Annotated in this window: 25 protein-coding genes and 1 pseudogene; 13 read left to right on the forward strand and 13 right to left on the reverse strand. The window is 50.2% G+C overall.

The window, feature by feature from the left end:
* From THEAE_RS0101735 to THEAE_RS0101765, 7 genes are all read left to right on the forward strand, one after another.
* The gene (locus tag THEAE_RS0101735; RefSeq protein WP_028986321.1) at nt 1–849 is read left to right on the forward strand and encodes a NifU family protein; all 849 of its coding nucleotides are present in this window, start codon (nt 1–3) and stop codon (nt 847–849) included.
* A complete protein-coding gene (locus tag THEAE_RS22805) occupies nt 831–1,001 on the forward strand; it encodes a hypothetical protein (protein ID WP_156920524.1) in 171 nt (56 codons plus the stop codon). Before THEAE_RS0101735 ends, THEAE_RS22805 begins: the two co-directional genes overlap by 19 nt.
* A gap of 150 nt (nt 1,002–1,151) precedes the next feature.
* Nucleotides 1,152–1,436 carry a HypC/HybG/HupF family hydrogenase formation chaperone gene (locus tag THEAE_RS0101745; RefSeq protein WP_028986322.1) on the forward strand — a complete coding sequence of 95 codons (285 nt, stop codon included), beginning with the start codon at nt 1,152–1,154 and terminating at the stop codon, nt 1,434–1,436.
* A gap of 84 nt (nt 1,437–1,520) precedes the next feature.
* Complete coding sequence (hypD, locus tag THEAE_RS0101750; protein ID WP_028986323.1) at nt 1,521–2,633, forward strand: hydrogenase formation protein HypD; 1,113 nt, start codon at nt 1,521–1,523, stop codon at nt 2,631–2,633.
* 61 nt (nt 2,634–2,694) lie between these two features.
* Complete coding sequence (gene hypE, locus THEAE_RS0101755) at nt 2,695–3,729, forward strand: hydrogenase expression/formation protein HypE (protein WP_039944192.1); 1,035 nt, start codon at nt 2,695–2,697, stop codon at nt 3,727–3,729.
* Nucleotides 3,730–3,755: 26 nt separating this feature from the next.
* Nucleotides 3,756–4,928, forward strand: a complete 1,173-nt coding sequence (locus THEAE_RS0101760) for an SIS domain-containing protein (protein ID WP_211233462.1) — start codon at nt 3,756–3,758, stop codon at nt 4,926–4,928.
* Nucleotides 4,921–5,178 (forward strand): glutaredoxin domain-containing protein, encoded by a 258-nt coding sequence (locus THEAE_RS0101765; RefSeq protein ID WP_028986326.1) that lies wholly within the window; start codon nt 4,921–4,923, stop codon nt 5,176–5,178. Before THEAE_RS0101760 ends, THEAE_RS0101765 begins: the two co-directional genes overlap by 8 nt.
* On the opposite strand, the gene THEAE_RS19705 is transcribed toward THEAE_RS0101765, so the two are convergent.
* From THEAE_RS19705 to THEAE_RS0101790, 5 genes are read right to left on the reverse strand one after another with little or no spacing between them, the layout of a single operon-like run.
* Nucleotides 5,142–5,897 (reverse strand): ABC transporter ATP-binding protein, encoded by a 756-nt coding sequence (locus THEAE_RS19705; protein ID WP_052329692.1) that lies wholly within the window; start codon nt 5,895–5,897, stop codon nt 5,142–5,144. The genes THEAE_RS0101765 and THEAE_RS19705 overlap by 37 nt on opposite strands.
* Nucleotides 5,894–6,730, reverse strand: a complete 837-nt coding sequence (locus THEAE_RS0101775; RefSeq protein ID WP_028986327.1) for a hypothetical protein — start codon at nt 6,728–6,730, stop codon at nt 5,894–5,896. The genes THEAE_RS19705 and THEAE_RS0101775 overlap by 4 nt, the downstream gene beginning before the upstream one ends.
* A complete protein-coding gene (locus THEAE_RS0101780) occupies nt 6,723–7,334 on the reverse strand; it encodes an RNA polymerase sigma factor (RefSeq protein ID WP_245605511.1) in 612 nt (203 codons plus the stop codon). Before THEAE_RS0101780 ends, THEAE_RS0101775 begins: the two co-directional genes overlap by 8 nt.
* 49 nt (nt 7,335–7,383) lie before the next feature.
* Nucleotides 7,384–9,600 (reverse strand): ABC transporter permease, encoded by a 2,217-nt coding sequence (locus tag THEAE_RS0101785; protein WP_028986329.1) that lies wholly within the window; start codon nt 9,598–9,600, stop codon nt 7,384–7,386.
* Nucleotides 9,593–10,357, reverse strand: a complete 765-nt coding sequence (locus THEAE_RS0101790; RefSeq protein ID WP_028986330.1) for an ABC transporter ATP-binding protein — start codon at nt 10,355–10,357, stop codon at nt 9,593–9,595. Before THEAE_RS0101790 ends, THEAE_RS0101785 begins: the two co-directional genes overlap by 8 nt.
* A gap of 149 nt (nt 10,358–10,506) precedes the next feature.
* Between THEAE_RS0101790 and THEAE_RS0101795 the strand changes: the two genes are divergently transcribed.
* Complete coding sequence (locus tag THEAE_RS0101795) at nt 10,507–11,406, forward strand: TSUP family transporter (protein WP_028986331.1); 900 nt, start codon at nt 10,507–10,509, stop codon at nt 11,404–11,406.
* A gap of 109 nt (nt 11,407–11,515) precedes the next feature.
* On the opposite strand, the gene THEAE_RS0101805 is transcribed toward THEAE_RS0101795, so the two are convergent.
* The 3 genes from THEAE_RS0101805 to THEAE_RS0101820 all read right to left on the reverse strand — a co-directional run bounded on the left by THEAE_RS0101805 (nt 11,516) and on the right by THEAE_RS0101820 (nt 14,963).
* The gene (locus THEAE_RS0101805) at nt 11,516–12,340 is read right to left on the reverse strand and encodes a carbohydrate ABC transporter permease (RefSeq protein ID WP_425426415.1); all 825 of its coding nucleotides are present in this window, start codon (nt 12,338–12,340) and stop codon (nt 11,516–11,518) included.
* A gap of 22 nt (nt 12,341–12,362) precedes the next feature.
* Nucleotides 12,363–13,577 (reverse strand): carbohydrate ABC transporter permease, encoded by a 1,215-nt coding sequence (locus THEAE_RS0101810; protein ID WP_028986333.1) that lies wholly within the window; start codon nt 13,575–13,577, stop codon nt 12,363–12,365.
* A gap of 105 nt (nt 13,578–13,682) precedes the next feature.
* The gene (locus tag THEAE_RS0101820) at nt 13,683–14,963 is read right to left on the reverse strand and encodes an extracellular solute-binding protein (RefSeq protein ID WP_028986334.1); all 1,281 of its coding nucleotides are present in this window, start codon (nt 14,961–14,963) and stop codon (nt 13,683–13,685) included.
* 124 nt (nt 14,964–15,087) lie between these two features.
* Between THEAE_RS0101820 and THEAE_RS19710 the strand changes: the two genes are divergently transcribed.
* The gene (locus THEAE_RS19710; RefSeq protein ID WP_039944196.1) at nt 15,088–15,852 is read left to right on the forward strand and encodes a helix-turn-helix transcriptional regulator; all 765 of its coding nucleotides are present in this window, start codon (nt 15,088–15,090) and stop codon (nt 15,850–15,852) included.
* Here THEAE_RS19710 and THEAE_RS0101830 read toward each other — a convergent pair.
* Nucleotides 15,849–16,268, reverse strand: coding sequence for a DUF1284 domain-containing protein (locus THEAE_RS0101830; RefSeq protein ID WP_028986335.1), 420 nt, complete (start codon nt 16,266–16,268; stop codon nt 15,849–15,851). The genes THEAE_RS19710 and THEAE_RS0101830 overlap by 4 nt on opposite strands.
* Nucleotides 16,269–16,456: 188 nt before the next feature.
* Between THEAE_RS0101830 and rnhA the strand changes: the two genes are divergently transcribed.
* On the forward strand, nt 16,457–17,113 hold the full coding sequence (rnhA, locus tag THEAE_RS0101835) for a ribonuclease H (protein WP_028986336.1): 657 nt from the start codon (nt 16,457–16,459) through the stop codon (nt 17,111–17,113).
* Nucleotides 17,114–17,120: 7 nt separating this feature from the next.
* On the opposite strand, the gene THEAE_RS0101840 is transcribed toward rnhA, so the two are convergent.
* Nucleotides 17,121–18,293 carry an O-antigen ligase family protein gene (locus THEAE_RS0101840; protein WP_028986337.1) on the reverse strand — a complete coding sequence of 391 codons (1,173 nt, stop codon included), beginning with the start codon at nt 18,291–18,293 and terminating at the stop codon, nt 17,121–17,123.
* A 396-nt stretch (nt 18,294–18,689) separates the two neighbouring features.
* Between THEAE_RS0101840 and THEAE_RS0101845 the strand changes: the two are divergent.
* Nucleotides 18,690–18,875 (forward strand): annotated as a pseudogene (locus THEAE_RS0101845) (Rdx family protein); the annotation flags it as partial.
* Between the two features lie 125 nt (nt 18,876–19,000).
* Complete coding sequence (locus tag THEAE_RS0101850) at nt 19,001–20,116, forward strand: aminopeptidase (protein WP_005588647.1); 1,116 nt, start codon at nt 19,001–19,003, stop codon at nt 20,114–20,116.
* Between the two features lie 55 nt (nt 20,117–20,171).
* On the opposite strand, the gene THEAE_RS0101855 is transcribed toward THEAE_RS0101850, so the two are convergent.
* From THEAE_RS0101855 to THEAE_RS23470, 3 genes are read right to left on the reverse strand one after another with little or no spacing between them, the layout of a single operon-like run.
* Nucleotides 20,172–21,869: a b(o/a)3-type cytochrome-c oxidase subunit 1 gene (locus tag THEAE_RS0101855; RefSeq protein WP_028986339.1), complete on the reverse strand. Its 1,698-nt coding sequence runs from the start codon at nt 21,867–21,869 to the stop codon at nt 20,172–20,174.
* Nucleotides 21,870–21,903: 34 nt separating this feature from the next.
* Nucleotides 21,904–22,377 carry a cytochrome c oxidase subunit II gene (locus THEAE_RS0101860; protein ID WP_005588646.1) on the reverse strand — a complete coding sequence of 158 codons (474 nt, stop codon included), beginning with the start codon at nt 22,375–22,377 and terminating at the stop codon, nt 21,904–21,906.
* Between the two features lie 55 nt (nt 22,378–22,432).
* The gene (locus tag THEAE_RS23470) at nt 22,433–22,585 is read right to left on the reverse strand and encodes a cytochrome c oxidase subunit 2A (protein ID WP_245605512.1); all 153 of its coding nucleotides are present in this window, start codon (nt 22,583–22,585) and stop codon (nt 22,433–22,435) included.
* A gap of 147 nt (nt 22,586–22,732) precedes the next feature.
* Between THEAE_RS23470 and THEAE_RS0101875 the strand changes: the two genes are divergently transcribed.
* The gene (locus THEAE_RS0101875; protein ID WP_028986341.1) at nt 22,733–24,268 is read left to right on the forward strand and encodes an esterase/lipase family protein; all 1,536 of its coding nucleotides are present in this window, start codon (nt 22,733–22,735) and stop codon (nt 24,266–24,268) included.
* The last annotated feature ends 33 nt before the right edge of the window (nt 24,269–24,301 follow it).

A 24,301-nucleotide genomic window follows, 5' to 3' on the forward strand; every position in this document is an offset into this window, starting at 1 on the left:
ATGCAAACCAAGCAGGAGGATTTCCACGCTTTGGCGGAACGTGTGGATCGGGAGTTGGCTATGGTGAAAGAACTTCCGGAAGATTCACGCAGGAAGGCGATGGAGCTGAAAAAGGCTGTCGAAGCGTTTCATGCGCATGCCCTTCGCCAGCTGGTCCGTACGTTTCGCGAATCGGATGCGGGAAAAGAGTTGCTGCTGAAGGCGGTGGAGGACCCTGCCGTCTACGCCATGTTTTTGATGCACGGGATCATCAAACCAGATCTGTTTACCCGGGTTGCAGCGGTGCTCGAAGAAGTGCGCCCCTACATGCGTTCTCACGGAGGCGATGTGGAGTTGGTGAAAGTGGAAGGGGAGACGGTATATGTGCGCCTTCAAGGCGCCTGTTCCGGCTGTTCCCTGTCCGCTGTGACGTTGAAAAACGGGGTCGAGGAAGCGATCAAAGCGCGCCTCCCGGAAATTGCATATGTCGTCATGGTGGAAGACGAAGTCGCCTCCGGCTACCTGCCCCCGCATGCGGCCGATCCTGCGGGCGCCCTGGAACAAAACGGCTGGCTGCAAGGTCCGGCCATCCGGGAATTGGAAGAAGGGCGGCCGCTCCGGTTTGCCCGGGAGGAGGGTGACATCCTGGTGGTGCGCATCGAAGGAAAGGTGATGGCGTTTCGCAATCAGTGTCCCCATATGGGGATGCCTCTCGACGGTGGATTCGTCGATGGATCTGTGATGACCTGTCCGTGGCACGGCTTCCGTTTCGACCTGTCGACCGGAGAATGCATGACGGCGCCCCACGTGCAGTTGGAACCGTTTCCGGTGCGAGTGGAGGACCGGCGAATATGGATACGGTTAGGTTGACGGCATATCCTGAACGCTTCGGAAAAACGGCCGCCCGGCCATCTTCTGGACCAGGGGCTAGCCCATTCCGTTCTCCTTACGGCATGAGATGCGGCGAGCTGCCTGCGGTGGCAGATGCGGACGACAGCCGCGCTCTTTTTTCACCGGGATGAGGCAAAAGGGGTATCTCCTGCCTTATACGTCCGACAGTCTAATACCACGGTTCGGAAAATGATGGTGATCCAGGGTATCACCATGCCTTATCCGTCCGACAGTATCGATTTGAACAGGCTATGGATTACGAAACGGGGAGGAACGAGTTCATGTGCTTGGCTATTCCGGGGCAAATTGTGGAGCTTCTCGACGGTGACCATCACTACGCCATGGTGGACGTATCCGGCGTGCGCCGGAAAATTAACATTCACCTGCTGAAACAGGAAGGAGCCCATCTTGGGGATTGGGTGCTTATCCACGTCGGATTTGCCATGAGCAAGATCAGTGAAGAGCAAGCGGCCGAGCAATTAAGACTGCTCGGCATGTCGGGAGAAGCGGACGAGGCCATGCAGGAAGTCTTGGGGTATCAATTTGGTGAAGGAAACAAAACCTGAAATGAACGTGCAAACCCTCAACTGAAAACGGGCAAGAAGGAGTAGGGTTGTGCGTGGCTTAGGGCGATGATGGGAGGTGCGCGTATGAAGTACGTTGACGAATTTCGTGATCCGGAGTTGATCCGAAAGACATCGGATGAGATCCATCGTGTGGTTGATCCGGATTATCATTACCGTTTTATGGAGGTTTGTGGCGGGCATACGTTTTCGATCTTTCGATTCGGGTTACAGAACTTGCTGCCGGCAAACATCGAACTGGTCCATGGGCCGGGATGTCCGGTTTGCGTCCTGCCCATGGGGCGTATGGACGACGGCTTGTCCATCGCCAGGCAGCCGGGTGTGATTTTTACCGCGTTCGGCGATGTGATGCGCGTTCCGGGGAGACAAGGAACTCCTTTGGAACTTCGGGCCAGGGGGGCCGATATCCGTATGATCTATTCTCCCTTGGACGCTTTAAAGATGGCCATCGACCATCCTGACCGGCAGGTGGTGCTGTTCGCCATCGGCTTTGAAACGACGGCTCCCTCGACGGCGCTGACACTCCTGCGCGCCCGCGAACGTAACGTGTCCAATTTTTTCGTGTTTTCCAATCATGTTCTCATTATACCCGCGATTCGCGCGATCCTGGATTCCCCGGATATGCGCATCGACGGATTTATTGGACCCGGCCATGTTTCGACGGTAATCGGTGCCCATCCTTATGAGTTTATTGCAAAAAATTACGGGAAACCCGTGGTGATCTCCGGTTTTGAACCGCTGGATCTATTGCAATCCATCCTCATGCTGGTCAAACAAATGCGGGAAGGCCGATCTGAAGTGGAGAATCAGTACAGCCGCGTTGTCCCCGCACAAGGGAACATCCCTGCGCTGCAAGCGATGAACGAAGTCTTTGAAGTTCGTCCCTTCTTCGAATGGCGGGGACTTGGGTTCATCTCCCAATCGGCATTGAAACTTCGCCCCGAATTCGCCCGGTGGGATGCGGAGGTCCGTTTCCCAGTCGAAGGCGTTCGCGTCACGGATCCAAAGGCGGCTCAATGCGGCGAGGTGTTAAAAGGGGTGTTGAAACCGCATCAATGCAAATTATTCGGCAAAGAATGCACGCCCGAGCATCCGGTGGGGGCTCTCATGGTGTCGTCGGAGGGGGCATGCGCCGCCTATTACCATCATGTCCACTTGCGTCAGGCGGCCGGTGAGTAGTTCTGTTCGCATAAGGACGCGCTGCAAGAAAGTACAGCTTGAGATGAATGGGGGAAAAAGGATGAAAACCACCAAGGTGCAGTTTACCGATGCACAAATAGAACTGGCTCATGGCGCCGGCGGCAAGGCAAGCCGTCGGCTCATCGAGGGATTATTGATCCCTTACCTGATGGATGTGATCCCGCCGGAGTTAAACGATGCGGCGTATGTCGATGTCGATGGGCGCCGCTTGGCTTTTACGGCAGACAGCTTTGTCGTTAAGCCGTTGGTTTTCCCGGGCGGTTCCATTGGAGAGCTTGCCGTCAACGGAACGGTGAACGATTTGGCGATGGGCGGAGCCAAACCGTTGGCACTGGTGACCGCACTCATTTTGGAGGCAGGCTTGGCGACAGCCGAGTTGGAACGGGAGGTGGCCGCCATGGGCAAAGCGGCCGAACGTGCCGGGGTCTCTGTGGTTGGGGGCGATACGAAGGTGGTGGAACATGGGAAAGTGGACGGGCTCTTCATCGCTACGGCAGGCATCGGTCTCGCCGACCCGCGTGTTATCCTTTCTGCTCAACGTGTTCACCCCGGTGATCAGGTGATTCTCTCCGGGCCCATTGGAGATCATGGGATCACCGTCCTTTTGGCCAGGGGTGAATTGGATTTGGAAGCCGATCTTACCTCGGATACGCGTCCATTATGGCCATTCGTATCCGCCCTCATCGAAGCTGCGGCACCGGGATTGCGATGGCTGCGCGATCCGACGAGGGGAGGTGTGGCGACGGCGTTGAACGAACTGGCAAGGGATACCAAGCTTGCCGTGGTGCTGGAAGAGGAAGCGATTCCGGTACGTCCGGCGGTACGGGGAGCCTGTGAAATATTGGGCCTTGATCCCCTCCACATCGCCAACGAAGGGCAGTTTATCGCCATCGTTTCACCGGAATATGCCGATGTTGCCGTAGCGGCGATCAGAAGTGTTCCGGGCGGAGAGGAGGCACGACGTATCGGAGAAATCCGGGAAGAGCCGAAAAGAGCGGTTCTCGCCCGTTCCCGGTACGGGGGCACGCGAGTCATCGATATGCTTGTGGGCGATCCCTTGCCGCGTATCTGCTGACAAATCCTGAGGAAGGAATGTTGGATATGGAACGTTTCACGTTATGGGTCAAGGAACGTCTTTATGCGCGTAACGAGTCTTCGCGGCGCTTTTTCCCCCGTGAATCGGAACGGCTTGCGCAGGCCTGCCGGAATATGGCCGCGCGGTTTCTCGACGGCGGCCGTCTTCTTGCGTTTGGCCGGGGAGTCTATGCCACCGACGCGCAGCACGTTTCCGTCGAATTTGTACATCCGGTGATCGTCGGCAAACGGGCACTGCCCGCTCTGGATCTTTCCATAGCGTTTTCCGAATGGATGAGAACAATCGTCCGGCCGGAAGACATCGTGATGGGGTTTTCGCCTCCGGAAGGGGACGAAGCGGTGGAAGAAGCGTTGGCCTTCGCCCGATCAAAAGGAGCGCAAACATTTGCCCTGCCGGGGAAACAAGGCGATTATGCCGTGGCCTCGCCGGATAAGGATCCGTTCGTCCAGCAGGAATTAATCGAGATCTTGTATCATACCTTGTGGGAGACGGTGCATGTCTTTTTTGAACATCGGGAATTGGGCCTGGAAGCGGGAGAAGCATCGTTTTTATACCCGTTTCTCGGAACGGAACAACAAGATACAACGCGTGTCGTAACCGCTGTGGCCCGTTCGATCGAGGAGAAGGCGAAAGAGGTAGAACGGCTGCGGGAAAAAGTGGCGGATGAGGAGTCCCGACAGATTGTCCGCGCGATCCACACCCTGGCGGAGAAAACAGGAAGGGGAGGGAAACTGGTTGTCTTTGGCAACGGCGGATCCGCCACCGATGCCAACGATTGGGCGTTGGACATGATGCTCCCTCCTAAAGGGATGACACCCTATCCGGCCGTTTCGTTGTCCATGGAACCGGCGATTCTCTCGGCGCTGGCCAATGACGTGGGCACGGAGGTCATCTTTTTGCGCCAGTTGATTGCCCAAGCCGAGGCCAGCGATGTCGTTGTGGCGATTTCCACCAGCGGTGGCTCCAAAAACGCGCTCATGGCCCTGGAAGAAGCGAAAAAACGCGGCTTGACCACGATGGCCCTGCTCGGCTACGACGGGGGTGAGGTGGTTCAGAGGGGGCTGGCGGACATTCCTATCGTCATTCGCTCCGACTACATCCCGCGAATCCAGGAAGCGCAAGCGAGCGTCTACCACATCATCCGCGAAGGACTGGAGGTGCTGAACAGAGATGCTTGAACTTTATGGTTCGAAAGGCTGCCCATACACGAAAGAAGTACGGGAGTCCCTGCTATTGGACGGGGAGGAGTTTGTGGAATATGACGTGGAGGATAACCCCGAGATGTTAAATCGGTTGATTTCCTTGACAGGGGGAAGCACCGTCCCTGTTCTTGTGGAAAGGGGGCGGGTTCTCCAAGTGGGCTATTTAGGCCGCGGCTGCATCGTGGGACCTTATGACCAAAAGAGAGGGAACCCTTCGGCAGGGTAAGAACCACTCCGGACGCCCATTAATCTCCGCAGGAAGGCTTCTTCTAGGCTTAACCTTTCCCCTGTGGACGCGCATTCTTTCCATTTTTCGAGGGAATCGTGAAAGTGAACTTTTCCGCGGTCTATCCAAAGGATTCTGTCTGCCTGATTTTCCCATTCTTGGAAATCGTGTGTTGAGGCGACCACACATCGATTGCGGGCATAACGGTTCAGAAGGGAGACGAGGTGTTTTCGTTCCCTCGTATCCAGGTCATTCATGGGCTCGTCCAGAAAGAGATAGGCTGGAGAGCCGATCCATGCTTGCGCGAGAGCCAGCCTTTGTCGCAAGCCTTGAGGAAGCTTCCCGATCTTCCGGTTCTCAACCTTAAGGAGATCAAATTCTTTAAGCAGCTTCTCCACTACTCCTCGATCATGAACCCCTTTTAACTCCACCAAGTAACGGAGAAACCTCCTTGGAGTCATCTCTTCGTAGAGCTCGATTCCGGTGGGCAAAAAACCGATTTGGCTGCGAATCAGCGGCAAATCCTTTGTTACCCTTCGGCCTCCGTACCTTATCTCACCCTGATCCGGCAGGAGCGCCGTGGCTAAAAGCTGCAGGAAGGTGGATTTTCCCGCTCCGTTTCTCCCCACCAAAAGGGTGATGCCTGCATGTAAGGTAAGCCTTGGAATTTCCAGTTGAAATTCGTTTCGAGCAAACAATAATTGATCGATATCTATCACCGGAACTTTCCCTCCGCTTCCATGGGATGACGATAGATCCGGCGATAAGACAATGCGATGAGGAGAGCGCCCACGAGAACCAATGAGATTTCCATTTGCCATTCCCAATGATCGCCAATGTTTCCGCCGGCGCCGAGGAACCGACCCTTTACGTATATCCAACCCCCCCAGGCAAGCAAGGAGGTGATGGTGCCTGCGACTACGCCGAGGCGAAAGATCAAGAAGGCGAGCAGCCCTCCGGTTAGGAGAAGGGGCGCCAACCAATGCATCAAGAAGGGAAACAAAGGATAGGATTTCGACATAAGGCTAAGATAAAAGCTTCCAATCATGCCCAAAACCATCGTGAGAGCGATCAAGATGAGGAGGCGGTTCAGCAACAAAAGGGCCGGAGGAAAGGGTGTGATGCTCTCCACCATCCGCATCTCCCGGTTCCAGGACTTGTAGTTGTAGGAAAAGGAGATGAGGAGATAGAGGGGAACGGAGAGGGAGAAGAGGTCCACATTTCCGAAAAGACCGGGGGTATAGACGCCGCCCATCAGCGTGAGCATGGCAAATAGGATGAGGCTCGTTAGCCAAAACGCTTTTGGATAAGTCTGTACCTGCAAAATCAGTTGCTTTATCAGAGAGGGCTTCCTCATCTTCTCATTAAAAGTCAATTGAAAAGGGTGCGGCTCTTGTTGAGGTTCTTCCTTCATCCGGTTAAACTCGCCTTGCAATCGCCGGATCAATGCCAGGGTCTCCTCCGTTTTTGGCGATTTGGTCATATAGCGGGATAAATGGGGGCGAAGCTCCCGTTCCAATTCTTCCAATTCCTGATTCATCGAATCATGCATGAGAACTTCCCTCCTTTTCTTCCGGATTCTCCTTTTTTTCTTCAATAAGATGGTGCTTCAGCTTTTTCAGGGAGTGGAAGAGGTTGGACTTCACACTCCCAAGCGGCATCTCCATGACCTCGGCAATCTCCTGCAGTTTGAGTTCTTGGAAGAAACGGAGGAACACGATTTGCCGCTCCTTCTCCGTCAGCTGCCCCAAGGCGGAAAGAATCTCTTTGCGGCTCTCCTGCCGTTCATAGATTTCTAGAACGGTAGGACGTGGATCTTTCTGCTCCGGGATTTCTTCTTCAGAGAGGTACTCGGATCGATAACGGCCGCTGCGCCAGTAATCGTTACATAGGTTGGTAGCCACCCGGTAGAGCCAGGGGCGTATTCTCTCGGGAATCTTTTTCCGCCGCAATTGTTGGAGGAGGCGGAGAAACGTCTCCTGGACAAAGTCCTCTGCCTTCTTCTCGTCTTGCAGCATCCGTTCCAGATATCCCAGCAAAGGCCCGTGGTAGCGGTGAATAAATGCCTCGAAGGCGGCCTGATTTCCCTGAGCCATTTCTTCAACCAATTGTTCATCCGTCATCATCGGCTTCTCCCATCTATTCCATTTCATCATCCATGATCCAACCTCGCCGTCGGTTTACGAGACCCATCGAAACCATGAATTATCGTCCCGACATAGGATTGGCAAAAACCTGCTTCCATACCGCATGCCAATCTTCCAAGGTGATGCGGGGGTAAAGGGGTTCATGGCTCTCATCGTCCATCCGGGTGAGCCCCTTTGAACGGAAGTGGTTCAACACCTTCTTCACCTGTTCCGTCTTTCCGGCGTCAATGGCGCGATCGATCTCTTCCAAGATCGGATTCAGGACCGGGTGCCGTTCAGGGTTATAGATCGGTGTGGGGAAGCGTTTCTCCTCGGAGTCGGGTGGCATTCTTATGCTATCCATCGCCTCCTGTCGGGTAAGATGCAGGGCATCCCGTCCGTAAAGGTAGTAAAAAGCAAAGCGAATCTCGCTTGCAATGGAATGATTTGTTACATCCGACGGCTCCTCCGAGAAAAAGGTGCGCGGCTCGATGTCGTTAAAGAGGAGCTTATTCACCGCATTGACGAGTTGTCTTTCATCCAGGTTGTGAAATGTGGATTCGGCGATGAGGTAATAATCCGGTCCCGGCTCTTCAAAAAAATTTTGAGGATTACCGAGGGGACTAAAGTAAAAGATTCGCTGAAGAGGATTTAGGGGCTTCTCCAACCACCCTGTGTAATATCTCTTCATCTCGGTAAACCTGAGGAGATATCTCTCGGCCTCCAGACGATTGCTGGGTGATGTGATCACTACGGTGGACTCCTGGGGGAGTTTTACCTCCGTAAGGTCTCCGCTGTAGAGGGAAACCGCATTCGCCTCACCGGCGAAATGGTTTTGATCATCTTGATTCGACTCAGGATCACGGGTTTTCCCCTCCGGGAGAGTGCTGTATACTTTATTCTTTACACCATAGATTCTTACCGTAAATTGAGATGCATGGGTGGGGAGATGATTGTTAAGGAACAGTTTTTCTTTGCCGCTTCCGGAACTGATGTGATAAAGCCCCGTTTCCCCCGCCAATGGATACCATCCGGCTTCAGCACGGAGGTATACGGTTTTCTCATCTACAAAGGCATGAAAGTAATCATAAAGACCGCTGTCATAGTTCCAATCGATCGCTTTGCCGGTATAGCGGAGAGTAATCCGGACCGGATCGGATGGAGGGCTATGGGTGGATGGGTTCACCCGAACCAGATCGCCCTCCTGGGAGAAGGGAACCGCCTGGCCATCGGCGAATGCTTCCGTCACATGGAAAATAGGGTTTAGTGTAAACGGCAGAGGGGATTTTTCCACCTCTTCCTTGGGGATCTCCATGGAGGCGGAGACGCTTAACTCCCCTTGGGGATTTACCATCAAGTCGATCTCGTAGGAACGGATCGGGAATCGATGAACTACCCCCCTGGTTCCCATGGCGGCGGCATCTTTCGCTTTCTCCGCAAAAGCTTGGTAGCGCTCCTGCCACAACAGACCGTACGGTAGAAAGGCCGCCAAAGCCAGGATGAAGGATGCTGCTGAGAGTCCTATCCACCATCTATACGTTCGGCTTGGCCTGATCCCTTTTAAAACGGCAATCATTAAAACCATGAGGAGGAGAATGAAGGCAGCCACGAAAAGGCGAGAAAACCAGATTTCTTTCTGGGCGAGGCGCATGCCCCAAACCTCCTGCTCCAGCGGGGAATGACGGAAAAATTGATTTAAGTGAAACGTCTTTAAAGGATAAAGGTCGTTTTGTGAAACGATGAAGATATCCATGAAAAAGGTGCCGAACATCCAGGCGTTAAACCCGATGAGGTAAGCCACCCGCCCCTTGATAAAAACCGCCAGGCTCATGGCCAAAGCAAGGGTTACCCCATAGGACCATTCATACTGCAATCCGAAGAAAGTTAGATACGTGCCGATCTCCGGGAGAGTCATCCTCCTCATCAGAGCAAACGCGGCGTATACCATGGACATGGCCAGGGTAAACAAGGTGAGATAGAGCACCCCGGCGGCATATTTGGCGGTGAGCAAGGTGGCGCTGGAGACGGGCAAACTGCCGAGCCAATCATAGGAGGGCTTTTTCAAATCCCGACGCACCATGTGCATGCCAAGAAACACGGCGACGCCCAGACTTAACGTCTGTTTCACTTTATGAAAGTCGTAGGCAAAGTGATAGAGATCTTCAGACCGTGGCGGAGAGATGGCCGATAAATCGAAAGCGAACCAGATCCCAAACAGGATGGGAAGCAAGAGAAAAAGAGGTTGGGTGAAAATCATCCGAATCTCTAACATAAACGACTTGAACCACTTATTCATAATCCGCACCCCCGATCAAAGCGAGATATCCCTCTTCTACGGAAGGGGAGATGGATCGGGCTGCACTCTCCACTTCCCGAACTTTCCCCTCCGCGAAGTGGCGCAGCCGGGGGAGATCTCCGGAATATCTCAAACGTCCTCCATCCAATACCCCTACGGTATGGCAGAGGTTTTCGATATCGGAAACGATGTGGGTTGAAAGAATGAGAATCCGATCCAGGCCGAACCGGGCGAAAAGATTGCGAAGTCTGACCCGTTCCTCCGGGTCAAGCCCTGTCGTGGGTTCATCCACGATGAGGATCTCAGGGTTTCCCAGCAGGGCTTGAGCAACCCCCAATCGTTGTTTCATTCCACCGGAGTAAGTGCCTACCTTCTTATGGGCGACGGAAGAGAGATTTACCTCCTCGAGCCGTGCCATGATTTCCGCTTTTCTGCGCCGGGGATCCCCGATTCCCTTCATCACCGCCACATAATCCAGGAATTCCATAGCGGTGATCTTTGGATAGATTTGAAAATGTTGTGGTAAATAGCCGATGATCTTACGAACCTCTTCCGGATGGTCTAACGATCTCCCGTTGAGGAGGGCCGTACCGTTCGTCGGTTTTAATAAAGTGGCCAAGATCCGCATGAGCGTCGTTTTTCCTGCCCCATTTGGCCCTAGGAGCCCAAAAATCCCCTTCTCGATCTTCAGGTTCATCTCCACCAGCGCCCATTCATCTCTTCCATATTTCTTTGATAGATTCGTTATTTCGATCATATAATTCCCTGACTTCCTTTGCAGCTTTAAGGTACCTCCACTCTTACGACGGAAAACAGGCAATAAAGGTTCACCACACATAGACATACACCCAAATGAAATCCCCTCATATGGTATAACGGATTCGATTTGGAGAGGGGAGAAATATGTTGGAACGATTGGTTATTCTGGCGTTCATCGGATTTGTGGCACAACTTGTAGACGGCTCCTTGGGAATGGCTTATGGGCTTACCTCCACTTCCTTTCTGCTCATGTTCGGCATAGCGCCTGCGGCAGCCTCTGCATCCGTACATTTGGCGGAAGTGATTACAACGGCGACCTCCGGATTGTCCCACCTCAAATTTGGGAATGTGGACCGGGGAATCGTTTCAGGGATTGTACTGCCCGGATCGATCGGCGCTTTTCTTGGCGCCCTCTTTTTGGGAAGTATTCCGGGGGAACTGGTGAAGCCTTATGCCTCGATCCTCCTTTTTGCCCTCGGTTTATTTATCCTGATCCGTTTTCTCAGGAGACCTGTGCATCGCAGGACTTTACCTCATGAGGAGCCATCCCAAAATTTCTCCAAAAAGGGGCTTATTCCTTTGGGATTTGTAGCCGGTTTTATTGATTCCACAGGGGGGGGAGGCTGGGGGCCAATTACGACACCGGTTCTTTTGGCCCGAAAAAATGCGGAAGCAAGGAAAGTGGTGGGCTCAGTAGATACGAGCGAATTTGCCGTTGCCCTTTCCGCAACGCTCGGTTTCCTCATTTCTTTAGGATGGCAGCAGGTACATTGGGAATGGGTGATCGCCATCATGGCGGGGGGGATAATCGCCGCTCCCATCGCCGCCTGGTTGGTGCGAATCATTCCATCTCACTTTCTCGGCATCTTGGTCGGAGGGATGATTCTCGTAACCAATGCGCGAACCATCCTTACCTCCTACCCGATCGATTCCCATATGATCCCGTGGGTTTATGGACTTCTTTTTTGCCTTCTCGGAGGAGCGGTCACCTATTCCATGATTCGCTTGAAAAAGGCAAAAAAAAAGATCCAATTTCAAGGGAAATAACATGGGAAGGAAGAAAGGGGTGTTAGAACCTGGAAAAGGAGCCCACAACCGTATGGAGCTCCTTTTTCTTTTACATTTTCTTCGTTTTCGCGAAGAGAAATAAACGGACCTACTCTTTCACCCCGCCGGTGGTGAGACCGGAGACGATTTGTTTCTGGAAGAAGAGGACGATGATCAAGGTGGGAATGGTGACGATGGTGGTGGCGGCGGCCACTTCCCCCCAGAGGATTTCAAACTGGGTCCGGAGGAAGGAGATGGCAACCGGGACCGTGTGGAATCTTTCGTTGGCATTCATGGTAATGGTAAGGAGGAATTCATTCCAAGCGGCGATGAAGACGATGATGGCGGTGGTAAATACGCCGGGCGCCGCCAGGGGAAAGACGATCTTATACAGGGTTTGTAAGGGAGTTGCCCCGTCGATTTTGGCCGATTCTTCCAGGGCTAAGGGAATTTGGTTAAAGTGGGTAACCAGAATCCAGACAGCGACAGGCAGGGTTATGGTGGAATAAGGAAGAACAATCCAGTAACTGTTTAGAAGACCTAATTTTAAAAATAGGGTATAGATCGGACCTACGACCACCATTTGGGGGAACATGGAGACCGCCAGGATTAACCCGAGGAGGAGATTTTTCCCCCGGAAGTTAAATCGGGAAATCGCATAGGCGGTTAGGGTTGCCACGGCGACGACATAAAGAGTGGTGGTTGTGGCAACGATAAAGCTGTTTTTAATGGCGTTAAGAATTCCCTTCTCAAATAGGATGATGGTGTAGTTTTTTAATGTGGGCGACTGGGGAATGACGCGGAAAGCACCGTCGCCAAAGATCTCTCCCGAAGTTTTAAAGGATGTGATGAAGATCCAAAAAAAGGGGAAGACCATGATCACGAGATAGATGAGGACGACCAGTCCAAAGAGAATCAAGAAATTTCTTTTCATCGCTTTCATCGTAGCTTCCCCCCTAATTTTTCTCCATCAGATTTGCTCCGAGAAGTTTAACGTAAAAAATGGCAATCAGGGCGACACAGACAAACATCAGCATGACGACGACGGAACCGTACCCGAAGTTGGATTGGGCGAACATGACTTTATACCCGTAAACCGAGAGGGTTTCCGTAGATCCACCCGGCCCCCCTCCGGTTAATACGTAGATCAGATCAAAGACCCGGAAGGCGTCCAGGGTACGAAAGAGGAGAGCGACCAAGATGGAAGGTTTCAGAAGCGGGAGGGTGATTCGAAAGAAAGACTGAAACCGTCCCGCCCCATCGATGGAGGCGGCTTCGTAGAGGGTTCCTGAGATATTTTGAAGTCCTGCCAGGAGAAGAAGAGCCATGTACGGGGTGGTCTTCCATACATCGGCGAAGATGGTGGAAAACATGGCTCCCCCACCGGTTAATAAGAGATCACGGGAGTCCGGCACAAGCCCGATCCATTGAAAGAGGTTGGCCATGATTCCACTCGTCCCGTCGTACATATAGCTCCACATGAGGGCGGCCACGGCTGTAGGGATCGCCCAGGGGATGAGGGAGGTGGTTCGTATAAAGCCCTGCCCGACCATGGCTTTATTCAGGATGAGAGCTAATCCCAGTCCCAAAAGAAGTTCGATGAAGACCGAAACCACGGTGAAAAAGAAGGTATTCCAGAGGGCGATTCGCACCCTTTCGTCGGAAAGAACCTTTGCGTACCCGTTGAGGCCGATGAAATTGGAGGGAATGATGCTGTTCTTTAAGTCCTCGGTTAAGGCTGGAAGGTCCTCTTTATGGATTAATGGATATTTCTTGACCAGGGAGGATACCAGAGAGGCCGTCTCCTCGTAAAGGGTGGTCATCTCCTTTTTCTCCTCCGCACTTATGGAGATCACCTTTTCTTTCCCTTTGTAGGCTTTCGCCAGTTGATCGAGCCGCTTTATCGTTTGATTCACCTTTTCCAGATCCGCCGAATCCGTGATATTTTTCTTATCCTCATCCAGGAACATGCCGATATAGAGGGCGGTTTCCTGAAAGAGATCGGTATTAAACCGCTCATTGATATAGAGACCTGCTTTTTGTTGATCATTAAGGCGGTAATCGAAGAAGGTATAGACGAACGATTGCAGGACCGGCCAGAGGGAGAAGATGCCGATTAAGAGTAAAGCAGGAAGGATGAAGAGGAATTCCTTAAAACCCATTCGTTTCACCATGGGAATCATCCTTTCTTTGGGAATGGAGGAAAGAGGGAAGAAAGGAATAAGAAAAGGCTCTAATCTTATTAGAGCCTTTTCTTTCCAATCCGTCCACGGAGATTATTTTCCCTCTATGGCAGCTTGGATTGCAGAAACGGCTTGGTCTAATCCGGAACCGGAGCTTAAGTACTTATGCGCTTCAACCTGGATGGTGTCGGAGACCTTGGAATATTCAGGAGAGACCGGACGGGCGATGGTGGAGGCAAGGGCTTTTTGGAAGCCGGGATAGGTGAGCATTACGTTGGCTGTTTTAACCTCTTCATCACTCAGGAGAGCATTAAACCCGGGGAGATATCCGCCCTCCTTCGACATGATCTTCTGCCCTTCCGGACCGGCGACGAATTTTAGGAATTCCCATGCGCCCTCCATATTTTTGGAGTTTTTGTTAAGCCCTAAGAGCCATCCACCGACGGAGCCGCCGTTCGGGAGAGGAGCAATGCCCACCTGATCCACGGAGACCGTCACGCCATCTTCTTTCCCATTGATGCGTCCGAATTGGTAAGGCCAGTTCCGCGCAAAGACGGCTTTTCCTTGTTCAAACGCGGTATGGGTTTCTCCCTCGGTAAAATTAAGAATATCTTTTGGGGTGAAGGGTGCGGTGGTGAATTGATACATCATTTCCAGCCCGCCTTTAATGTCTTGGAAAGACTTCGTAAATTCCGTGACATTTACGGTTAAGCCTTCATATTGCTTCGACTGATAAACGAAACCATATTCCGTTCCGCCTTGTTTCGCATATTTTTTGGACATGTCATAAAGATCTTGATAGGTATAATTACCGCTTTCCAGTTTAGCGGCATCTTCGGCACTTACGAGATCTTTGCGGAAATAAAGGAGTCCCAAGTCAGGAAAGAATGGGAGGGTGTATTGTTTTCCTTTGTAGTTCCCGGAAGCCATCGATCCGGCGTTATAATCCTCTTTGTTTAATCCGGCATCCTTCATAAAGAGATCGATCGGTTCCAGATATCCCGCGCCGGCAAACTCCCCTGCCCAGACTACGTCCATAGAGAGCACATCATATTCGCTGGAGCCGCTGGATAAGGAGTTTAAAAGCTGATCATGCATTTGGGCCGAGTCATTGGTCATCTGCACCCATTCCACGGTGTATTTGTCCTGGCTCTGATTAAAAGCATCGATGACCTTCTGCGTCGCCGGGGTGTTATCATTTTGGGCGGCAAATTTTAAGGTGATCTTGGTGGCGGCGCCTTGATTGGTCTGACCGCCCTGATCTGTCGGAGGCGTGCCTCCTTGATTCTGAGTAGAAGTTCCTCCTCCACAACCTGCCAGGGCGAGCAGCAGCACCAACGAAAACGCTAACAGTTTAAATGAAACTCTTTTCATCCTTGATCCCCCTTATCGTGAATATTCAAACCCGCTGATACTTGAATTTTATCGATGAAAGCGATATCATTATATTATAATTTTAATATTTTTGTTATTATATTTGTATTGGGGGAAATTGTCGTTGGACGTTCAAAAAACGAATGAAAAAATATTGAAGAAGTTTTTTGAGGGATGGATGGAGAACCAGCTCAATTTTTACTCTCATCCTTCCTATCGCCTGGAGAAACAGCTCGTCCATGCCATCTCTCTGGGGAATTGGGAGGAAGCGAAAGAAACGCTGGATGAGATTAACCGAATGGATCGGGCCATCCTGGCGAAAGATCCGCTACGGTCCCTCAAGAACTCTCTTATTTGTTCATGCACCCTCTTTACCCGGGCGATCATACAAGGCGGAGTGGATCCGGAAAATGCGTACAATTTAAGCGACGTCTTTATTCGGCAGATTGAAGAGACGAGGGACCGGAAAGATTTAGAGGAATTGGAGTATGAGATGCTTTACTCCTTCATAAATCGGGTGAGGGAGGAGAAGAAGGTTACTTATCAATGGGTCGTCAGTCGCGCTTTGGAGTATATCCATGATCAGATTTTGAGCAATTTAACGCTAAAAGAGATCGCTGCTCATATTGAAGTTCATCCTTCCTATTTGTCTAAGGTTTTTCATGCCGAGGTGGGAATCTCCCTCATCGAATACGTAAACCGAAAAAAGATTGAAGCCTCCCAGTATTTCCTTCTCCACAGCAATTCTTCGATTTCGGAGATCGCCCAGCTCTTCGGTTACTGCAACCAAAGTTATTACACGTTGCTTTTTAAAAGGTACATCGGATTAACTCCGAAACAATATCGAAACGGCGCTTCGGCCTCATCTTCCCCGATAAACGCCTTTTAATGGGGACGGGTCCTCAATTTTTCAATTCCTTCTTTACATACCCCATAGCTTAACCAAGAACATCCGGCACAGAGGGTATCTAGGTCTTCCGGGTGAACCCGTTCCCTCGTTCGCTTGATCAGCTCTGATTTCAGATACGATTGTCCGGGAGTAAGCCCTAAATGGTGCAACACTTTTCCATCCATTCCCTTCACATGTTCGTCGGATCCCTCTTTTGCGTTACAGAAGTCTTTTCCTTTATGGGGACAGGCGGAACATGCTTCATCGAGATCGATCAGGACTTGGATGGGGAAATCAAGGGAATGATCGCGGATTTCGCGGACGATCTCTTCCATTTTTTTTACGAAGGCAGGGCTATAGCCCATGCCTTGAAAGCCGTGAACACAGAGAAGATGGTGCCCCCTTAATTTTCGCATGGTTTCCTCCTAGATCGGTTCACCGATTCATTCAACTTGCTTTACGTTGATTGTAACATAAACAATCTGCTCTTTTTGATTTCCTCCCTCCTTTTTTATATGATGGTATCATCAAGTGTTGATTCGTCTAAGGAATAGACAAGAGAAGGAGGATCTCCTCTAAGCCTCCATCGAAAGTGAGGATGTAAATGGCAAAACCGAAGTATTATGTCGTTTGGAAAGGAAGAAGACCAGGAATCTATACCCGTTGGGAAGAGTGTAAGGAACAGATTCACCACTTTCCAGGGGCGAGATATAAATCATTTTCCACAAAGGAAGAGGCGGAACGGGCATACAAGGAAGACATAGAAGGAAGTTTTTTCACCAAAGGGAAATCCCACAAAAGCTCCAACGACGGCGCCCCTCCTTCTTTCTTTACGCCTGACCAAGGGATCGATTTTGACAGCATTTCCGTTGATGTAGGCACCAGGGGGAATCCTGGCCCGGTCGAGTATAAAGGTGTGGATACACGTACCGGAGAGGTGATTTTCTCTTATGGCCCGATCCCGAAGGGGACGAATAACCTTGGTGAGTTTTTGGCCATCGTCCATGCGTTAGCCTATTTAAAGAAAAAAGGAAGCAAAAAGACCGTCTACTCCGACTCAAGGACCGCCTTAAAATGGGTTAGGGAGAAGAAGGTCTCCTCCGAGCTGCCCCGGGATTCTTCTACGGAGGAAATTTGGCGGTTAGTCGATCGGGCGGAAAAGTGGCTTAAGCAAAACACGTATGAAAATAAGGTGCTCAAGTGGGATACGGAGCGCTGGGGAGAGATCAAGGCGGATTATGGGAGAAAATCGGGCGGATGATGGATTCTTAGTGTAATAGCAGGGGTAACATCCGCCCGTTGGGCACATAGACTTCATTTAGTTTTAGGATTAAGGAACTGGTAACGATAAAAATAATGGCTACTTGTGGCAAGAAAAGAATATGATCCACCATTCCTTGTGTCAGGAGGGAGGCAACGATCGCTCCCAATATGGCCGCATAGGGATGGCCCGCCGCACTAAGGGAAATCAGATCATGAATCACTTGGTAGATCATGACCAATAAGAGAAAGAGGCCGACAATGCCCAAATCGACAGCCATGGAGAGAAAGATATTGTGAGCATGGGGCAACCTCATGGGATAATGTGTAACCCATGGATCAAGGAACCACATGTTAGCCAGTCCATAGCCTGTAATGGGTTTGTGAAGGAAAAGGTTCCAGCCGGTTCGCCAAATCTCCAAGCGGGTATCTAAGGACTTCCAAAAAATATCACTTCTAGGCAATAGTTCCGGATTCCAGACAAATATCCCTAATCCCAAGGAAAAGGCGGAAGTAAGATAGTAAGGGGCTTTCGTGCGGAAACGAATAAGGAGATAGACAAAAAGCCCGGCGATGACGGCAAGGATTCCTCCCCGTGAACCTGTGAAATAGAGGGCTCCTGCAGTAAAAGAAAGTTCAAAGCCAATCACATATTGCCAAAGCTTCCCGGTTTTTTGTTCCCAGATGAAGATCCCGATTAAGATTAAAGCCGTGTACCAAGCGGCCGCAAAATTGGGATTGCTAAAGGTTCCGGAGATCCTCGGTTCGTCGATGGGGACGAAAGGGACCCATCCTAATGCCCATGTCCATAGATTTCCCTCATTGGGAAGGAAACTCCATTGCTCCAACCATCCGATTAAAGCGGTTCCTGTTCCGAGATGGAACGTTTTGGAGAGGAGGGAGTAAAGTTTTTCTTCATCCCAATGTAGGTTTAGAATGACTTGACTTAACAGCCAAAAAAGAAGTAAGGCGAGGGAAGCCGTCAGACTAACGATGCTGTTTTGCTCCATCGCCACAAAGATGCTCCAGACCGTGAGCAGAAAAAGGCTGTCCGTCCAAATGTTCGCCCTAAATTGGGAAAGCTTAAGACGAAAAAGGGCATAAAGTCCTGTTCCCACCAGGAACAGAATGCTGCTAACCGGTGAATAGAGGATTGCGGCGATTGACAATCCCAAAAACATTTTCATTGACCCCCAAAGATCTTTTTCTATATTTATCTGTATGTCTTATTTTTCGCTTCTTATTACGTTTTACTAAATGTTTTTTTCACTCTATCCATTATACTCAATCCCCCGCAGATCACAAGGGTCTTTAGTAGGATATGGGTAAATTTTATTGAAACCTCTGTCATGAATCACACGGTCGTAGGCGATGCCAATCTGGCGACAGAAGAGGAGATCGAACAGTTGGGGTTACACGATGTGAAGCGTTAGGAAGTGCGAAGCACTGAAAGTTGATGAGAGCTCCTTTTGAGGGTAGACTATCAGTGTGAAGAAACTGTTGAAAGGAGGGTTTATTACGCGATGAAGGAATTTAAAGTAACGGTAGAGTTCTGCATGATGTGAAACTATTCCCCGAAAGCCGTGAGTTTCACGGAAGCGTTGTATGATCGTTTTGGAGGCCAGGTCAAGGAAGTGACACTCATCACCAGCAAAGGCGGCGTCTTTGAAATAACGGTAAATGGGAAAAAGATTTATTCAAAGAAAGAGACAGGTAAGTTCCCGGATGTAGAACAATTACTGGATGAAATGGCATCGATGTAAAGATGCAAGGAGTGAAAATGGGCAATCTTCTTCGATGGGGAAGGTGCCCTTTTTATTTTGAATATCGAAAAAGTAAGCTTATAATGAGGATGTATGAAATAAAAACATGAAAGGGAGGAATTCCTGTGATAGACCCACGCCTTACGAAATTGGCCGATCTTCTTGTAAACTATTCCATTAAGGTACGGGAGGGGGAAAACGTCCTCATTGAGGCCTTTGGAATTGAACCGGTTTTCGTGAATGAATTGGTGAAAAAGGTTCAAGAAGCGAGGGGGAATCCCTTTGTAAACATCCGGAACCAATCCGTGATGCGGCAACTTGTTAAAGGGGCCACCGAGGATCAGATCCGTACTTGGGCAGAAACCGATAAAGCAGAGATGGAAAGGATGCAGGCCTATATCGGAGTGAGGGGGGAACATAACATGAATGAGATGTCCGATGTCCCCGACGACAAAATGAAGCTCTACCAGAGCATTTACTATCAACAAGTACATATGCTGACACGAATAAAGAAGACGAAATGGGTGGTCTTAAGATATCCCACTCCCTCGATGGCTCAGCTCGCTTCCATGAGTACGGAAACCTTCGAAGATTTTTACTTCGACGTATGTACGCTGGATTATCAAAAAATGTCAAAAGCGATGGATCCATTAAAAGAATTGATGGACCGGACGGACAAGGTTCGCCTGGTGGGTCCCGGCACCGACCTTACATTTTCAATCAAAGGGATCGGCGCGGTGAAGTGTGACGGGCAATTGAATATCCCGGATGGGGAGGTTTACACGGCGCCGGTGCGGGATTCGGTAAATGGTGTGATCACCTTCAATACTCCTACCCCTTACCAAGGATTCACCTTTGAGAATGTGCATCTTGAATTTAAAAAGGGAAAAATCGTGAAGGCGACTTCCAACGATACGGAGCGGATCAACAAAATCTTCGATACCGATGAAGGGGCTCGCTACGTAGGGGAGTTCTCTTTGGGATTAAATCCATTTATTCAGCATCCCATGAAGGAAATTCTCTTCGATGAGAAGATTGACGGCAGCTTTCACTTTACTCCCGGAGCTTGTTATGATGATGCGTATAACGGGAATCGATCGGCCATTCACTGGGATATGGTGATGATTCAGCGTCCCGATTACGGCGGTGGGGAGGTATGGTTTGATGACCGCCTGATCCGTAAAGATGGCCGCTTTGTCATTCCGGAATTAGAGGGCCTTAATCCGGAGAATTTGAAGTAAGCGATGTTTCAAAAAGGAGAAGAACCATGGGAACGAAAAATCCCGTAGGAAGATCCTACCAAGTGCGAAGTGGAGGCGATCCTGGACTTGGATTCATAAACATCCCGACGATTGGAACCGTATAAGCGATCAAAACGAGGGCAAAAGTAATCGCTACCCAGAGAGACCAACGTTCTAGGATAGGCGGTGGTGCCGGAGCTTTATCATTCACTTCTCCGATGGGGTATTCGATGCTCTGGGCCGCTTTTGGCGCAAAGTACCAGAGGTAGATGGCGATCCCCAGGAAAATAACAATTCCGATAAAGAGTAGGGTACCTCCCATGGCCATCATGGCCCGATAAGGACGCCAGATCTCGGCAAGGGGTGCATTCCCATAAGTGGTATAGGCGGTTCTACGAGGTTCTCCTAGAATCCCTGTGATGTGCATCGGCACAGACATGAGGAGCATGCCAAGGGACCAGATGACCGTCTGCAGGATTCCCAAGCGATTCGCCACCGGGGTTAAGATCCGGTTCGTTAAGGCAGGGATGAGCCAATAGGAGATGCCGAAGAATGTAAGGATCACCGTAGTGGCTAAGGTCATATGGAAATGTCCCGTAACCCAAAGGGTGTTATGAACCACCTGATTCATCTGGTAACTGGCGTTAATAATCCCTCCGGCACCTCCGGGAATGAAAAAGAGCATGCCCACCACCGGGGCAAGGAAACGGACATCTCCCCATGGCATCTTCCTCACCCATCCGAATCTCCCCTTGGCCCCTAGGGAACGGCCGGCCAGTTCAAAAGTGGCCAGGATGGTAAAGGCTGTGAGGAGGGAGGGAATGACGACGAAAAAGGTAAGGATGACTTGGAGAAATTTCCAAAAGTATCCGATCCCGGGCTCCATCAGTTGATGATGAAACCCGACGGGAATGGAGTAGAGGATGAAAAGAATGAAGGTGAGGCGAGGGAGAGAATCACTGAAGATTTTCCCCTTGATGATCCGCGGGATGTTGACGTACCAGTAGATATAAGCCGGAAGAAGCCAAAAATAGACCAACGGATGTCCAAAATACCAAAAGAAGGTTCGGGAGAGTTCCACATCGATGCGTGGAACCCATCCGAAGGACCAAGGGATGAGCTGGAAGAGCACCTCAACGGCTACCCCCAAGGTGGCGATGATCCAAAGGATCATGGTAGCCACAGACATGAAGGAGAAGAGGGGAGCGGGTTTGCCTGGGTTGGCCTTTTTCCATCGACCGTAACTCATAAAGATCGCCACCCCGCTTACCCAGCTTCCAACGATCAGGAGGGCAGACCCGATGTAGAACCAAGGAGAAGCGTGAAGGGGGGCGTAGAAGGTATAAAGAACCGTTGCCTGATTGGTCAAGATCATGAGGCCGGCCATGATAACTCCGATCAGCATCATGTAAAACCCTACCCAGGCTACTCTTCTCTCCGCGTTGCTGTAGGCGCCTCCTAAGGTTTTAACGATGCCGGAATGGAGAAAGCCGATGATAAACAAAGTCGTAAAGACAAGTCCTAAAAGAACGCCATGCAAGGTGAGAAGCTGGTAGTACCCGGTTCCTAAAGGGAGAGAGATGACCATCCCTGTCCGTTCCAAGGCTTGCAACAACCCTGCAATCGCCCCAAGGCCTAAGGAGATGTAGGCGAACGCGAGATGTGCTTTAATCATTGCCTTATCCTTTGCGTCAAACTCCGCCTTCGCATCATGGAGTACCGCCCCGTCATAGCCTGGATGAGCTTGAGACATGTTGACTCCCCCTTTTCGCTCTTATTCCACGATCTTATTCCACGATCAGTCTGGATGCCATGAGTTGATGACCGCTGCCGCAATATTCGTTGCAAATCAGATAGTAATTTCCTTTATGCTTAAAGGTATACGTAAATTGGGTGATGCGACCGGGAACCACCAACATGTTCACATTGGTCCCGGGAATCATGAGGCCATGTACCACATCAGGGCTGGTTACTTCAAAATGGACCGTCGAGCCTGCCGGAATTCGCATCTCTGTGGGGAGAAACGTAAAGGTCTTCGCCACAATGGCCGCTTTATAGTTCCTGCTTCCGGAAGGATAAAGTCCCGGTTTATCAAAGGGAGGGGTGATCGAGATGGCTTCCGGGATGATCGTTCGGTTATCCCCCGGGGGGTGAAGGTCCATGGTAAAAGCCATCACACCGATTATGATGAGAAAAGCAGCCAATGTCCCAATTCCAAAGGTGATCCATATTTTTTCATAACGGGGTAGATCGATTTTCATAAAAACTCCTCTTTCAAAAAGGTTGGAGTGCAAAGAATCGTCAAAGAGAAAACCTTCACAGTCTGCCGATATAGATGGTAAAGACGGCGATCCATGAAAGGATGATAAAGCCGGCGATAAAGAAGACGGCAACGAAAGTATCTTTCATCCCTTCCTCAGATTCTCCGCGTTCTAAATCTTTCTTCACATCCTCAGGCACAGGATTCACCTTCTTTCCTCTCTTTCTTTATTTTTCCATGTTTGGTTCCATCTTATACAAACCAAAGATTTACCGAAAAGAAATAAATCCTTAACAATAGGCATATATTCCCACTGTAAACTTAGATTGAATTTTAAAATGAAAGGGGAGGTTTTGATGAAAAAAGTTTTTCTTTCCATCTCGGCCCTCTTTCTTCTCCTAATCTCTTTTTCCTCCGTTATTCCTGTAGAAGCGGGCAGCTTCTTCAATCCCCCAGCGGTGGCCGAGCCGGGAACCTGGTATATGGGCGCTACTCCGGAGAATGTAAATCCGGCCTATCCTGTATTACTCTTTGTCCAGGGTTTAAACAGTTCATCACACACCTGGTATGAAAACAACGATATGTATCAGACCGCTTTTAACAATGGGTATCAGACCGCATTTGTAGAGCTCTACGATTCCGGAGGAACTCCGGAAGATATGTGGGACAATGGGGCGCTTTTAGCGGAGAAAATAAGAGAGATATCTCAAACCTTCCATAAGCCGATTGCCCTCATCACCCACAGCAAAGGGGGGATTGATGCGGAAGCTGCGCTGGTTCATTATGGGGCCTATCCTTATGTTACCAATGTGGTTACTTTAAGTTCCCCCCATTATGGCTCACAGCTGGCTGATTTAGCCTATAGTTCCTGGGCCGGATGGCTGGCCGGGATACTTGGAGCGAAAAGCGATGCGACCTATTCTCTCCAAACCTCCTACATGAGTTACTTCCGTTCTGTAACCGATTCCCATCCTAATGCGGGAAGAAATCCCTTTTACACCTTAGCAGGCACCAGTTGGGGATCCTTTGGTTCTTCTCTGTACTGGGGAGGGCTTTATCTTTCCCAATTTGGGCCAAATGACGGAGCAGTCACCGTAAGTAATGCGTATCATCCAAATTCCTCCATGATTAAAGTGGGGAACTGGAATCATACCAATATCAAATACGGTTCCTCTACCTTTGCCTGGTTCCGTTCTTATCTGAGCGGTTCAACTCCTTCTTCTTCCTCTTCGTTATCTGCCTCCGCGTTATCTTCAAGCGAACAATATACGGCTTCCCAATTGATTAGGGGAGGGAGCGCGAAAGGAACGGCCCGAGAAAAAATTTGGGTGGAAAATGGAGTGGAACGCCTTACCATTGACTGGATCAGTAATCAGGAACTAAGAAGTATCAACCTCCTTACCCCCGACGGAGAAAAACAGGAGGTTTTCCCTGCAAAAGTTCAGGATGACCAGATCTTCAAAGGAGCTTGGCATCATACCTTTACCATTTCCAAACCGGCGAAAGGGGAATGGCAACTGGAAAGCAACACCCCCTCTTCCTCCGCTTATCTAATGCTGGTTCAGTTCACTTCTCCTCTTTCCGATAAGATCAAAGTAAAGAAAGATAAGAAAGCCGGGAAACTCTCACTCCTTTTTGACACGAAAACAAAAGGAAAAGCCGCTTATACTCTTGATTTCACTCCTCTTCATAACAACAAAGGGAAAAAGATCGGGCAAAGGCTAAAGGAAAAATTCCCGCTTCAAGGAGATCAGAACCTTACGATTCAGGGGAAGACTCCCGGTGTATACACCTATACCATTGAAGTGGAAGGAAAGACGGATGAAGGGGTTCCTTATCAACGGACGTTCATTCAATCTGTCTTCGTGGATGACCAAGGAAAAATGTATTAAATGGGTGCTCACCGTGTCATCCGAAAGGCTCAT

The organism is Thermicanus aegyptius DSM 12793 (assembly GCF_000510645.1).
Classification (GTDB): Bacteria; Bacillota; Bacilli; order Thermicanales; family Thermicanaceae; genus Thermicanus; species Thermicanus aegyptius.